At 59.3% G+C, this 12994-nt stretch carries 12 protein-coding genes; all 12 read right to left on the bottom strand.

The genetic code is table 11. The annotated features are described in order from the left end of the window. Positions 1–2: 2 nt before the first annotated feature. On the bottom strand, positions 3–500 hold the full coding sequence (locus ACTQXI_RS03860; protein ID WP_117646451.1) for a YqeG family HAD IIIA-type phosphatase: 498 nt from the start codon (positions 498–500) through the stop codon (positions 3–5). Between the two features lie 2 nt (positions 501–502). Then, positions 503–1936, bottom strand: a complete 1434-nt coding sequence (mltG, locus tag ACTQXI_RS03855) for an endolytic transglycosylase MltG (RefSeq protein WP_441048801.1) — start codon at positions 1934–1936, stop codon at positions 503–505. Then, complete coding sequence (gene ruvX, locus ACTQXI_RS03850) at positions 1929–2357, bottom strand: Holliday junction resolvase RuvX (RefSeq protein ID WP_035138185.1); 429 nt, start codon at positions 2355–2357, stop codon at positions 1929–1931. Before ruvX ends, mltG begins: the two co-directional genes overlap by 8 nt. A gap of 17 nt (positions 2358–2374) precedes the next feature. After that, positions 2375–5032 carry an alanine--tRNA ligase gene (gene alaS / locus ACTQXI_RS03845; RefSeq protein ID WP_441048802.1) on the bottom strand — a complete coding sequence of 886 codons (2658 nt, stop codon included), beginning with the start codon at positions 5030–5032 and terminating at the stop codon, positions 2375–2377. 148 nt (positions 5033–5180) lie between these two features. Further along, positions 5181–6590, bottom strand: a complete 1410-nt coding sequence (locus tag ACTQXI_RS03840; protein ID WP_441548352.1) for an AI-2E family transporter — start codon at positions 6588–6590, stop codon at positions 5181–5183. Then, on the bottom strand, positions 6587–7378 hold the full coding sequence (locus ACTQXI_RS03835; protein WP_427717298.1) for an RNA polymerase sigma factor SigF: 792 nt from the start codon (positions 7376–7378) through the stop codon (positions 6587–6589). The genes ACTQXI_RS03840 and ACTQXI_RS03835 overlap by 4 nt, the downstream gene beginning before the upstream one ends. A 1-nt stretch (position 7379) precedes the next feature. Next, positions 7380–7757: an ATP-binding protein gene (locus tag ACTQXI_RS03830; RefSeq protein WP_154515503.1), complete on the bottom strand. Its 378-nt coding sequence runs from the start codon at positions 7755–7757 to the stop codon at positions 7380–7382. Then, positions 7750–8340 (bottom strand): hypothetical protein, encoded by a 591-nt coding sequence (locus ACTQXI_RS03825; protein WP_441548351.1) that lies wholly within the window; start codon positions 8338–8340, stop codon positions 7750–7752. The genes ACTQXI_RS03830 and ACTQXI_RS03825 overlap by 8 nt, the downstream gene beginning before the upstream one ends. Positions 8341–8440: 100 nt before the next feature. Then, the gene (locus ACTQXI_RS03820; protein ID WP_441548350.1) at positions 8441–9790 is read right to left on the bottom strand and encodes a replication-associated recombination protein A; all 1350 of its coding nucleotides are present in this window, start codon (positions 9788–9790) and stop codon (positions 8441–8443) included. A gap of 60 nt (positions 9791–9850) precedes the next feature. Beyond that, positions 9851–11098, bottom strand: coding sequence for a deoxyguanosinetriphosphate triphosphohydrolase family protein (locus tag ACTQXI_RS03815; protein WP_441548349.1), 1248 nt, complete (start codon positions 11096–11098; stop codon positions 9851–9853). 31 nt (positions 11099–11129) lie between these two features. Next, on the bottom strand, positions 11130–11552 hold the full coding sequence (locus tag ACTQXI_RS03810; RefSeq protein ID WP_441535921.1) for a prepilin peptidase: 423 nt from the start codon (positions 11550–11552) through the stop codon (positions 11130–11132). 77 nt (positions 11553–11629) lie between these two features. Then, complete coding sequence (locus tag ACTQXI_RS03805; protein WP_427793780.1) at positions 11630–12925, bottom strand: glycosyltransferase family 2 protein; 1296 nt, start codon at positions 12923–12925, stop codon at positions 11630–11632. Positions 12926–12994 lie beyond the last annotated feature (69 nt).

Genomic DNA, 12994 nt, shown 5'->3' with positions numbered 1-12994 from the left:
ACCTATTCCTCGCAGGGAAGGTCGCGCAGGGCCCGGCGCTCAAAGATACGGAAGATCTGCGTATACCACAGGTCCTGAGTGGCCTGCGGCTTTACCAAGATGGTATCGACGCCGGCGAAATTGCCGCTCCACACGTCCGTGTAGAGCTGATCACCGATCAGCACCGCCTCGTCGGCCGTGGCGCCGAGGCGCTTAAGACCCGCCTTGAGGGCAAACGGAGCCGGCTTCATGGCGTGGCTAATGGCCTCGAGTCCCAGCTCGCGTGCCGAGCTCATGACCTGGTCGCGATGCCAGTTGTTAGACACCATGCACAGCTTAAAGCCTTTGGCGCGGGCGGCATCGAGCCAAGCGGAAACCGCGGCGGGAACCTGCTCGGTGTCACGCGGCACCAGGGTGTTATCGCGATCGAGCAGAATGGCGCGTTTGCCGTCGGCCCACAGGGTATCAAGGTCGATGCGGTCGACGGATGCAACATATCGTTTGGGGCTGAAAATCCTCATGTTTAATTCCAAGACTGTTGGTGCTCTTCGTAGGTTTGCGAGAAGTACTCCTCGTCCTGCGTAATGTAGAAATACAGGTCATCGGAGTCGGTCGGCTCAAGCGTGGCCTTGAGTGCCTCGAGCGACGGGGAGCAGATGGGCGTGGGTGGCAGACCCTCGTGCTTATAGGTGTTATACAGACTATCGCTCTGCAGGTCGTCGGCGGAAACCTCGCCACCGGTGACATACATCATGGTCGCATCGCTGTTGAGATAACGCAGACCGTCGAGCTTGCCGGCAAGGCGGTTGTAGAAGACCGAGGCGACATGTGCGCGCTGCTCGGCGTTGAGACCCTCGCGCTCAACGATGGAAGCGAGATTGATGATGTCGTAATCGGACATCTCCACGCCGTAACGCTCTTTGATCTTGGCCTCGCACCCGGCAAAATCGAGAGACTTGTACTCGGTGTTGAACTGATCGAGCATGGCGCGGATAACGTCATCGGCGCTCGGGTCCTTGCCCAGCGAATAGGTCTTGGGGAACAGAAAACCCTCGAGCGAATCGTTGGCGGCGCCCTTAAGGAAGCTATAGTCGTCCACGTAGTTGGAGGCCTTGGCCTGGTTGAGGAAGTCCTCCTTAGAGATGCTGTCGTAGGCCTGGGCCACACGGTCGGCGACTTGATCGACCGTTAGACCCTCGGGAATAGTAAGCGCATTGGAGCCCGCATTGGGGCCTTCCATGAGCTGCTGAACAACCTTGGTCGCATCCATGAATGTGGTGAACGAATAGGTACCAGGCTTGAGCGACATATCGGCATTAAGCTTTTTGACCGCCGCATAGTAATCCTTGGGATTTTCGACGATATGGTTCTCGGAGAGGATCGAGGCGATGGTGTCGCCCGAAGCACCGTCGGGAATGGTCACCGTAACCTGCTGACCAGCCGTAACCTTCGTATCCTCACCGGCAAAGAAACCCTTGACGGCCGGCACGACAAAGAAAGCGATCGCAGCAAGCGCGAGCACCGCCACCACAACGCCGATGATCATGGGAACCGGAGAACTCTTCTTTTGAGCACCGCGTCGAGCACGCGTGTCGTAGCTCGAGCGGGTCGCCGGAGCAACGCCATGCAAACCGCGAGCATGATGCGAATGAGATTGGGTAGCCTGCGTTCGCCGGACAGGTGCCTGCTGCTTAAAGCGGGTACCGCCTGCAGGCTGGGCCGTACGAGCAGTGGGCTGCTGAGCCGCGCGAGAAGCCGGATGCTGAACCGAACGAGCAGAAGGCTGCTGACCCGTCCTTTGAGCAGGTTGGGCCGAACGAGCGAAGGACTGCACCGGGCGCGCGCCAGGCTGAGCTGCGCGCTGCGTCGGCTGTGCCGGACGCTGGCCAGGCTGGGCAGGGCGCGACTCGGGCTGACGTGTACGATTCGGCTGGCGCGGATCGGAAGCGCTAGGCATGCGAAACCTCCTCGTTTTTACGATCGAGCCACGTCTGCAAAAACAGGCTGGCGGCAATCATGTCAATCTTGCCCCTCATCTGCTTTTCGTTGAGGCCCTGCTCGCGCAAGATACGCTTTGCCTCTTGCGAGGACAGACGCTCATCCTCAAACTCGAGCGGAAGATCAAGCTCGTCGGCGATCTTTTGTGCCACGGCGGCAACGCGCTCGGCTTGAGGGCCGGGCTCGCCGGCCATGGTCAAGGGACGTCCGCTTACCAGGATGTCGGGCTCATAGTCCTCGACCAGGTAACGGAACGTCTTGGCCATACCGGTGACCTCGGCGGCCGGGAGTACCTTGACAGGCATCGCCATCTTGCCATCACGGCTCGAGACGGCAATGCCAATCCTGGTCTCCCCTATGTCCAGTGCGAGCGCGACCACAGCGACTACTTCGGTTCTTAGGCGCCCAGCGCGGTCTTAGCGGCCGCGAGGGCATCGGCGATACCGGCGGCGTTCTTGCCACCGGCCTGGGCCATGTTGGGACGGCCGCCACCGCGACCGTCGACCAGGCCCGCGATCTGCTTGATCACGTTGCCGGCGTGGAAACCGGCCTTGACGGCGTCATCGGAGCCGGCGGCGAGCAGCACCGGGGTGCCCTTCTCGGTCACGCTGGCGACGACGCAGGCGACAGGGCCGGCGACCTTCTGGTGCACGGTATCCCAAACGTTGCGCAGGTCGGCGGCCTCGAGACCCTGGAGCTCAGCGACGACGAGCTTGTAGCCATCAAGCTCGACGGCGCCCTCGATGGCGCTGGAGATAGCGTCGGAGGAGCCACCGGTCAGGGCCTTCTTGAGCTTATTGGACGTCTCGCGCAGCTCGGCCTGCAGGTTCTCCACACGAGCGGGAACCTCGTCGACGCGGCACTTGAGCGCAGCGGCAGCGGCGTCAACGAGTGCCAGGCGGTCGGCCATGTAGTCGAGGGCACCCTTAGAGGTCACGGCCTCGATACGGCGGACGTTGGAGCCCGTGGAGGACTCGGAAATGATCTTGAACAGACCGATCTCGGCGGTGTTGGCGGCATGGGTGCCACCGCAAAGCTCACGGGAGAACGGCTGGTCCTCGGCGCCCACGGAGACAACGCGGACAACGTCGCCGTACTTCTCGCCAAAGAGGGCGACAGCGCCGGCGGCCTTGGCCTCATCGATGCCCATAACGCGGGTAACGACCGGCTTGGAAGCGAAGATCTGGTGGTTGACCAGGTCCTCGACAGCCTTGAGCTGCTCGGAGGACAGGGCCTCGAAGTGCGTGAAGTCAAAGCGCAGGTGCTCGGGCGTCACCAGCGAGCCGGCCTGGGAGACATGCGCGCCCAGGACCTGCTTAAGCGCGGCGTCGAGCAGGTGCGTGGCGGTGTGGTTGCGGCGCAGGAAGCCACGACGCTCGGCGTCGAGCGCGGCGGTCACGGTGGCGCCGACGGTCAGCGTGCCCTCGGCAACATGGGCGACGTGAGCATACAGGCCGTTGTGGTTCTTGGTATCGGAAACCGTCAGCGCAACGCCCTCGGCACAAAGCTCGCCGGCGTCGCCCTGCTGGCCACCCATCTCGGCATAGAACGGGGTGCGGTCGAGCACGACCTCGACGTCCTCGCCGGCGGCAGCGGACTCGACGGACTCACCGTTGCGCACGATGGCGACAACCTTGGCACCCTCGATCACATCGTTGTCATAGCCGTCGAACTCAGTCGCGGAAACTTTGTCGGAAAGCTCGACCCACACGTCGTTGAAGCTACCCCAGGCGTCGCCCTTGGCGTTGGCGCGGGCGCGGGCCTTCTGGTCCTCCATGCAGGCGGTAAAGCCGTCCATGTCGACGTCGTGGCCAGCGGTGCCGGCGATCTCGACGGTCAGGTCGATGGGGAAACCAAAGGTGTCGTGCAGCTTAAAGGCAACGTCGCCCGGAAGCACGGCGCCCTCGGCAAGCGCGGCCAGGGCCTCGTCCAGGTAAACGCGGCCGTTGTCGAGCGTCGTGGAGAAGCGCTCCTCCTCGGAGGCGACGATACCCTTGACGAGCGCGACGTTCTTGAGCAGCTCGGGGTAGGCCTCACCCATCTGAGCGTTGACCTCATCGATAAACTTGGTCAGGAAGGCGCCCTCGATACCCAGCAGGCGACCGTGGAACACGGCGCGGCGGAGCAGGCGGCGAAGGACGTACTCGCGGCCCTCGTTACCGGGGAGGATGCCGTCAGAGATCATAAAGTCGACGGCACGGGAGTGATCGGCGATGATACGCAGCGAGCGGCTGGCACCGGAGTAATCGTCGGCGTCATAGGTCTTGCCGCTGATCTCCTCGCCCAGCTTGATGAGGTGCTGCATCAGATCGCCGTCGTAGTTGGCGGTCTTGTGCTGCATGATAGCGGCCATGCGCTCCAGACCCATGCCCGTATCGAGGTTGCGGTGCGGCAGCTCCGGCATGGAGCCGTCCTCCTGGCGGTCGTACTGGGTAAACACGAGGTTCCAGAACTCCAGGAAGCGGTCGCAGTCGCAGCCGGGCTTGCAGTCGGGGCTGCCGCAGCCGACCTCCTCGCCCATGTCAAAGTAGATCTCGGAGCACGGACCGCAGGGGCCGGTGGGGCCGGCGGCCCAGAAGTTGTCGTCCTCGCCCAGACGCGAGATGTGATCCTCGGCAACGCCCAGAGAGCGCCACACGTCATGGGTCTCGTCGTCCTCGGTAAAGACGGTGAAGTACAGGCGGTCGAGCGGCAGCTTGAACTCCTTGGTGATGAGCTCAAAGGCCCAAGCGCAGGCCTGCTGCTTGGAGACGCCGCCAAAGGAGAAGTCGCCGAGCATCTCAAAGAAGGACAGGTGACGGCCATCCTCGCCGATGCAGTCGATGTCGTTGGTGCGGACGCACTTCTGGCAGGAGATAGCGCCGATCTCCTTCATGGTCTTCTTGCCCTGGTAATACTCCTTAAACTGGTTCATGCCGGCGTTGGCAAGCAGCAGCGAAGGATCGTCGGGGACGAGGGACGAAGAAGGATAGAGCTTAAGACCGCGCTCCTCAAAGAAGTTGAGGAACTTGGAGCGAATCTCAGCCGTAGTCATTGACGGGTAGTCAGCACTCATAGAGGGAATCTCCTCGGTTTCACATCGAAACAGTTCAAACGTAACGATATTACCATCCCACCGCGCCTGTGCAAAAAAGAGGGCCGCCAAACAGCGACCCTCCAGCGAATTTGCACGTTATTGCCTATGAACTTGAACTTGAAATGGCTTACTGCTCATCATCGTCCATGGAACCGTCGATGCCGGTATTGGTGTCGTCGTCCGAGTTGGAATCGTCGTCCTTGGCGAAGGGATTCTTGAAAAAGCCCGTAGCATCGGGCTGAAGGCCCGAGAGCTTGATCCAGGGGTTATCGAGCTCGGGCCTGGGCATGGCCTGGGCCTCGGGCGCAGTCTCGTTACCGATGAGCTCGGACTCATAGATGAATGTATCGTCTCCAAGCGCATCGTAGGCGGCAACCGCGTTACCCTCGGCATCGCGATACGGCGTGCCCTTAAACACGGCGCCGTCGTATGCCACGAGCTGGCGGCCGGTCTCGTTCTCAAAGTAGTAAACGAAAATGCCCTTGAGGGCCGCGCACAGCGGAATGGCGATAACCATGCCGATGGCGCCCATAAGCGCCGAACCGATAACGAGTGCCGTCAGGCTCATGATGGGATGCACCTGCACCGAGCTCTGCATGACTTTAGGCGAAATGACGTTGTCGGTGACATTTTGTGCCACCATGGTCACGATCAAGGTCCACAAAGCCAGCATCGGGCTGAACATAAAGCCGAGCACCGTGGCGATCGCCGCGCTCACCCAGGGGCCAACAACCGGGACCAAGTGCATAATGCCCGTAAAGATGGCCATGAGCGCCGCGTAGGGATGGCCAATGAGCGTAAAGCCGATAAAGGCGAGGATGCCACCGCAGATGGACGTCACGACCATGCCACGCATATAGCCGCCGACCGAGCGCGAAAGAATCGCGACCATAAAGCGGTAGGAGGTCTCCTTTTCCTGACCAATGATGGTGCAGACCTCGTGGTGCATACGGGGATAGTCGCAGGCCAGCCAATAGGCAAGCACCAGACCGAGGAAGATGACGAACAGCTGCGAGGCCGTATTGGTAATGAACGGGAATACACCGCGACCAAGCTCAGCGGCAATCTGAGACACATACTTGGACGCCACGGTAACCAGCGAAGAAAGATTATCGTCCAGATACTCTTTGAGCGGCGTATTGTTGAGCGTCTTGGCATGCGAGACCATCTCGTTGAGATCACCGCCCGCAACACGAAGCTGCTCAGGCAGGCGGCTCAGGACTTCCATGATCTGACCAAAGAGAATCGGCGACAAGATGCAAACGACACCGACGAGCACAGCAACGACCACAATAAGCGCGATGAGCGAACCAATGCCACGGTTAACGCCGTGATGCTCAAGCCAGTTAGTGATCGGCGACATCACAAAAGCGATGATGGAACCAACAGCTAGAAACTCGATAACCGGCGCCAAGATACCCATAAGGTTAAAGATGACGGCGGCGATGGCAATGCAACCGACGACGGCCCAAATGCGAAGCGTCAGAATACGGGTATCGCGCAGCGCGCGATCGGTTTGTTGGGGGTGTTCACTCATGAACGAACCATCACTCCGTCGGGGTCGATCTTATCCTGAACCTTCTTAAGGGTACGGCGCAGCAGGCGCGAGACCTGCACCTGCGAGATGCCCAGCTTCTTGGCGATCTCGATCTGGGTCATGCCCTTTACGAAACGCAGCTCGATAACCTCGCGCTCGCGCGGCGAGAAATCGCGGATGGCCTCCTCAATCACCAGGCGGTCATCGGTGAAGTCGAGCTCGTTGTCATCGTCGGCGTAACGGTCGAGAATTGAAGGCGCGTCGTCAGAATCGGACGCACCGGGGGCCTCGATGGGCACCGAGGTATAGGCCGAGGACGATTCCATGGCCTCCAGCACCTCGTCAACGGTCACGTCTAGGTACTCAGCGATTTCCTCAACCTTAGGCGAGCGCTGCAGCTCGTTAGTGAGCTTGTCGGTGGCCTGGTTAACCTTGGCAGAGAGCTCCTGTAGGCGACGCGGAACGCGCACACTCCAACCCTTGTCGCGGAAGTGACGCTTGATCTCACCCAAGATGGTGGGCGTGGCGAACGTGGTGAACTCAAGTCCGCGCTCGGGGTCAAAGCGGTCGATAGCCTTGAGCAAACCCAGATAGCCGACCTGCATGAGGTCGTCGAGCGGCTCGCCGCGATTCTTAAATTTGTTGGCAAGAAACCTTACCAGGTTCATATGGGACATGACGAGCTGCTCGCGGGCGTCCGGATCACCGGTCTCTTTGTAGCGACGAAACAGCTCGCGGGTTTTCTCCTTGTCCCAAGCGGTCTTACCGCTCCGGGAACGTTCGGTCATATTAGATATCCGCCTTGAGATCGAGGGAAAGCGTCAGAGGCGCCGCAGTCTTTTCGTAGGAATCGCACACGCTTGCCAGAATGAGCTCGGCATATACGGCGGCCTGGTCATCCTCATCGACAGTCGCCTGGTCGCCAAAGGTGAAGGTCATGCCCACGTGAGACTCATCGACATCGAATTTGATCGAGATAACGTCAGAATCAACGGCCGTGCAGCCAAAGATGAAGGCCTCCTCGGCAGCCATACGAATGTCCTCGATGCGATCGACGGACATGGAACACAGCGCGCCGACATTAGCCGCCGTCATGCGCACCAGGCGTGCAAGACGCGGATCCCCGGCAACAGTCAGCGTGATAGAGCAAGTTGCTTCACTACTCATCGCAGGACTCCTCGGAGGTCTCGGCGGGCGTGTAAGTGTAATACCGGGCTGCTTTAGCAGCAGGCTTCTGTGCATCATCGTCACCAGCAGCGGCATCGTCCCCGGCTTCGCCAATCAGGACACGCTCGGTCGGCTGCTCGGCTTCGGCGGCAGCGGAAAGATTATGCTCGGCCTCGACCGCGGGGGCCTTCACCTTGTTAAAGAATTTCTGAACGGCACCGGCCGCAGAGTCGGTCACACTCGACACAGCATTGCTGGCTTCGGCCATGCTGCCCGTAACCTCGGAAATGTCGCGAACCACGGCTTCGACCTCTACGAGATTGGAGGTAAGAGCGTCGACGGCGGTCTTGCTCGACTTGAGGAGCGGCTCAACCTGCGCCAGCGCGGGGGTGAGCTCATCGACGGCGCCATCGAGCTTTGCTACCACGGGCTGAGCCTCGGCGATGGTGTTGTTAAGGTCGCTCACCGTCTTGTCGAGCGAATCAACGACAGTGCGGGTCTTTCGCAGCGTGAGCGCGAGCTCGATGACAGCCCACACGCCGGCAACGGCGAGCAGCAGCAGGGCGATTTGGATGGGACTCATACAAGCCTCCCGAAGGAATCGAAATACAGACGCTGTTCATGGTACCCCAAAGGGGACCGAACATGCCAAAAGCAGCAACGTGAGACAAAATTACCAGCAGCTACTTCGGTGCATTCCCGCTACGGTCGCGCTCGCTTTGCTCTACACGCCACTCTTCCCAGCCGCGGCCGGCAGGCTGCCAAAACGCACCGCGCTCCAGCCCCTCGGGCAAATAGCGTTGATCGACCCAGCCTTCGGGATAATCATGCGGATACTTATACACACCGTATTCGTCGCTGCCCGGGCGATGACGATCGCGTAGATAGCTCGGCACCTCGCGCAGCCCACTTGAATGAATATCGGCCAACGCCGCATCAATCGAGGCCTCACACGCGTTGGATTTTGGCGCCAAGCACACATAGAGTGCAGCCTGAGCCAGATTAATGCGACACTCGGGATAACCGATAACCTCGGCAGACTTAAACGCGGCATGGGCCACCAATAGCGCCTGCGGGTCGGCGTTGCCAACATCCTCAGAAGCCTGAATCATAATACGGCGAGCGATAAACTTAGGATCCTCCCCCGCATCGATCATGCGCGCGAGCCAATAGATCGTGGCATCGGGGTCGCTGCCGCGCATAGACTTAATAAACGCGCTGATGATGTCGTAGTGCATGTCGCCGTTTTTGTCATACGAAAAACCACGGCGCGGATTGGCAATCTTTACGTCATCCACGGTAATGGGATAACGCTCCCCCGCCGCCGGCGCTGACGTTCCCTCGGTATCGGGACGCGTGACGGCAATCTCGCTCGCAAGCTCGAGCGTCGTGAGTGCCGAGCGGGCGTCACCCGCAGCCAGCGTGCAGATGGTCTTAACCGTATCCTCATCGGCCGAGAACTTGCCGTTCAAACCCTGCGGCGCCTCGAGCGCACGCTCGATAAGCGTGGCGATATCCTCGTCCTTTAAATGTTCAAGTTCCACCACGCGACCGCGCGAGAGCAACGCCGAGTTGACCTCGAAGTACGGATTCTCCGTCGTGGCGCCAATCATAATGACGGTACGGTTCTCAACCGCATGCAGCAGGGCATCCTGCTGCGACTTGGAGAAGCGGTGAATCTCGTCGATGAAAAGAATGGTGCGACGGTCGTACGTATTCAGGCGCGTCTTGGCCTCGTCAATCACGCGGCGCAGGTCCTTCACAGTGCCCGTCACGGCGCTGACCTCGACAAACTCGCTCTTGGTATGGTTGGCGATAATGTGGGCCAGCGTCGTCTTGCCCGTACCGGCCGGCCCATACAGAATCACACTCGACAGCACGTCATGCTCAATCGCGGCACGCAACCACGAGCCCTTACCGACGGCCTTTTGCTGGCCCACGTACTCGTCGAGCGAATTGGGCCGCATGCGCACCGCAAGCGGCGCATTCTGAAAGGAACGCTCACGCGTCGAAGCAGAAAAAAGGTCGTCCATAGCCATCCCGTGCATCAATCAAAAACGTTTTCCATAAACAGTATACCGAATATATACGAACTACCGTTCGTTAATATAGGTACGGTGCGGAAACATCAATCCCGGGAACAGTTTGCTCGTGAGCTCGCAGAAATAACCGTCCGTCATGCTCGCAATGTAATCCACGACCGTCTGGTCCTTATCGTCCTGCCAGGCATAGGTGCGATCGTAGTAGGAAAGCTGCTGCTCAATGCGCGAAATGTGGTGCTTAAAGATATACGAGGACTCGTCGCCTTCGTTTATGTCCCGCAGGCAACGGCCATAGAGCTTTTCGAAGGCCTCGCGCAGCTCCGCTTCGGAGTCGCCTTCTATGCCGCCCTTGCTATAGATCTTCTCGTAGTTCTCGCGCTTGGCCCGGCGGATCTCCTCAAACAGGTCCTCGCTCATCTCGATGCGCGGCTTGCCATAGCTGTGCTCGACGATATCGATAGAGGCATGCGTAAGGATCCAGCTGTTGTATGCACCGCCCAGGTCATCGTCAAAGGCGTCGGGTGACAGCAGGCCCGCCGCAATGGCGTCTTGGCGATCGCGCCCAACGTAGGCAAGGATATCCGAGATGCGAACCACGCAGCCCTCGAGCGTCATGGGGCGCAGGTGCTCAATTGCGCTATAACCCGTGGCAATGCATTCCTCGACGGTTCGGTCGAACTGGTTAAAGGAACCCATGTCCGAAAGCTCAAAAACACGCTGTTCGTACTCGCCGTTGTGGCACAGTACGCCATCGAGCGTCTGGAGCGACACGTTGCGGCCGTACAGCGCGTCGAGCACGCGGACCGACTGCACATTGTGGAAAAAATAACGCCCCGTGCGCTCATGATAGATGTCGTTGAGGAAACGCTCACCGGCATGGCCAAAGGGCGTGTGGCCCAAGTCGTGGCCTAAGCCAATCGCCTCGATCAGATCGCAGTTGAGCCCCAGAGCACGCCCGATATCGCGAGCGATGCGCGAGACAAGCTGCACGTGCAGGCCGCGGCGCGACAGATCGTCGTTGCTGCGAAAACTGAAGACCTGCGTTTTGCCTGCATAACGTGTGTATGCTGGCAGATGCAGAATCTTTTCGATATCGCGCATAAAGGCCGGACGCATAAGCGTGCCCTCGTCTGCGGCTCGATCGACACGGCGGATGGCCTGGTCGTCACCGCATCGATAGGGATTAACGACACCCGAGGCGCGGTCGGCGGCAATGCGCTCGACCAGCTCGGGCGACAACGCCGCGGGAATGCGATCCAGGCGCGCCTTGATGGCGGCTGTCTGTTGATTGATTGCCATGGCATGCTCCTTAAAAAGGGCGCGCAAACGGTTATAGCGTACTACCCACGAACTCGATTATGGCAAATATTGGCACCAAAAACGGCAGCAAAGGCAGCGAGCGCGATTTTACGATGAGACAGGCAGCGGCAAGGGTCAGGAGCGCAACCGCAAACGCGACGACGCCGCCCAGGGGATCGAAGGTGCAAAGGGCAAAGAGCGCCTTGGCATCCCCCATGCCAACGCCAGGGGCATGGCGAAGGCGACGCCAGAGTGACTCAGTAAGCACAAGGGCAAGGTAGACGATGACCGCAAGACCGGCGTGGTCAAGCGCCATGTTAACGCCCTTGTCGAGCCAGACGCCTGCAAACGCCGCCACCGCACACGCGCCGGCAAGCTCATTGGGAAACCGCCGCTCGCGGGCATCAATCGCCGCGCCGGCAAAGATGCAAATCCAAAACGGGATATAGAACATCGAAACCCCTCAACTGAGCGCTCAAACGTAAAACCACCGCAAAGGTTCTATCCCCTTTGTGGTGGTTTTGATGGTGGTTATTTGGCACCCTGCATGACTTCGTCGAGGGTAACGCTTACGGCGTGCTGCGTCGGCACCCAGTCGACCTTCAAGAACAGCGCTGCCACCGTAATGGGGATATAGCTGAACATAAAGATCGGGAAGGTAAACAGGTTGGTTACCAGACGCCACTTTTGTGCGCAGTGAATATGCTTGTATTCAAAGATAGTCGTGAGCAGCGCCAGGATAAAGAAAGTCTGATACATCATAGCGAAGGTCATAATGAGCGAAGCGGCACACGCCTGCATCTCGACTTCGGTAGCCAAGAAACCGTGCGAAAGGCCGCCCACGATGAGGAACGTCGCATTAGCGAGCATCGAGATCAGAGAGAGCAGCATGCCCGGTGCGATCGTCATAAACATGTCGTAGGCGGCAAAGCGATGATAGCGGAAGGTCGATTTGACCAGGTGCTTACCGTACGTAAAGAACACCTGGTAGAAGCCCTTGGTCCAACGCATACGCTGTTTCCAGGATGCCTTAAACGTCACGGGCTGTTCGTCAAAGAACTCCGCCGGCGCATAGCCAATGCGAATGCCGTGAATGGCACAGAACGTGGTGAACTGAATATCCTCGGTCAGCGTGTGGAACTGCCAGCCGTGCATACCCTCGATAACGCTGGCGGAGATGAGGTAGCCCGAACCCGAAACGGCGCAAGACGTCTTACAGATGTTGCGCGCATTGTTGAGAAAGCGCGCCTCGCGCAGATACCACGTGGCATTAGCTGCCGAGATCCACGAGCTGCCAAAGTTCTTGGAATTGCGATAGCTCGTAACAACATGGAAGCCCTGGTCAAAAGCATCGTTCATCTTGGTCACGTAATCGCGGGCGATAACGTTATCGGCATCGAAGATAAAGTAGCCTTCAAACGTATCGGGATACTCGTTAAGGATGCGGTCGAAGCCATAGTCCATAACCCAGCTCTTGCCTTTACGGGCCAAGTCATTGCGCTCATAGACGACGGCGCCCGCCTCGCGCGCGAGCTGCGCCGTGTTGTCGGTGCAGGCATCGGCGACCACGAAGACCTCGATAAGCTCGGACGGATAATCTTGGTCCTTAATGGAGCGCACGAGGTTGGCGATCACGGCCTCCTCGTTATGCGCCGCGATAAAGAAGGCATAACGATGGAGCTTCTTGGCCTTGGGAGGCGCGACCTCACCACGAAGAGCGCCGATGACAAAGAAGACCACCTGGTACAGAAAACAGACCGTAAGCAGCGTGACGACAATCTGGTTGAAGATCACGATAGGTGTGTTGGTTTGTAAAAAGGCGAGCATGCAGGCTCCCAGGAACGCGTGACGTAAACAACCGTATATCTTACCGCAGGCTTACGGAGTTCAAGAAAC

This window comes from Collinsella sp. LCP19S3_C9, assembly GCF_052121575.1.
GTDB lineage: Bacteria > Actinomycetota > Coriobacteriia > Coriobacteriales > Coriobacteriaceae > Collinsella.
This window is presented reverse-complemented; position numbering and strand designations above follow the sequence as displayed.

Excerpts from the sequence above, each read along its gene's own strand:
- ACTQXI_RS03860 (WP_117646451.1), bottom strand. The coding sequence starts at position 500 with ATGAGGATTTTCAGCCCCAAACGATATGTTGCATCCGTCGACCGCATC.
- mltG (WP_441048801.1), bottom strand. The coding sequence starts at position 1,936 with ATGCCTAGCGCTTCCGATCCGCGCCAGCCGAATCGTACACGTCAGCCC.
- alaS (WP_441048802.1), bottom strand. The coding sequence starts at position 5,032 with ATGAGTGCTGACTACCCGTCAATGACTACGGCTGAGATTCGCTCCAAG.
- ACTQXI_RS03840 (WP_441548352.1), bottom strand. The coding sequence starts at position 6,590 with ATGAGTGAACACCCCCAACAAACCGATCGCGCGCTGCGCGATACCCGT.
- ACTQXI_RS03835 (WP_427717298.1), bottom strand. The coding sequence starts at position 7,378 with ATGACCGAACGTTCCCGGAGCGGTAAGACCGCTTGGGACAAGGAGAAA.
- ACTQXI_RS03830 (WP_154515503.1), bottom strand. The coding sequence starts at position 7,757 with ATGAGTAGTGAAGCAACTTGCTCTATCACGCTGACTGTTGCCGGGGAT.
- ACTQXI_RS03825 (WP_441548351.1), bottom strand. The coding sequence starts at position 8,340 with ATGAGTCCCATCCAAATCGCCCTGCTGCTGCTCGCCGTTGCCGGCGTG.
- ACTQXI_RS03820 (WP_441548350.1), bottom strand. The coding sequence starts at position 9,790 with ATGGACGACCTTTTTTCTGCTTCGACGCGTGAGCGTTCCTTTCAGAAT.
- ACTQXI_RS03815 (WP_441548349.1), bottom strand. The coding sequence starts at position 11,098 with ATGGCAATCAATCAACAGACAGCCGCCATCAAGGCGCGCCTGGATCGC.
- ACTQXI_RS03810 (WP_441535921.1), bottom strand. The coding sequence starts at position 11,552 with ATGTTCTATATCCCGTTTTGGATTTGCATCTTTGCCGGCGCGGCGATT.
- ACTQXI_RS03805 (WP_427793780.1), bottom strand. The coding sequence starts at position 12,925 with ATGCTCGCCTTTTTACAAACCAACACACCTATCGTGATCTTCAACCAG.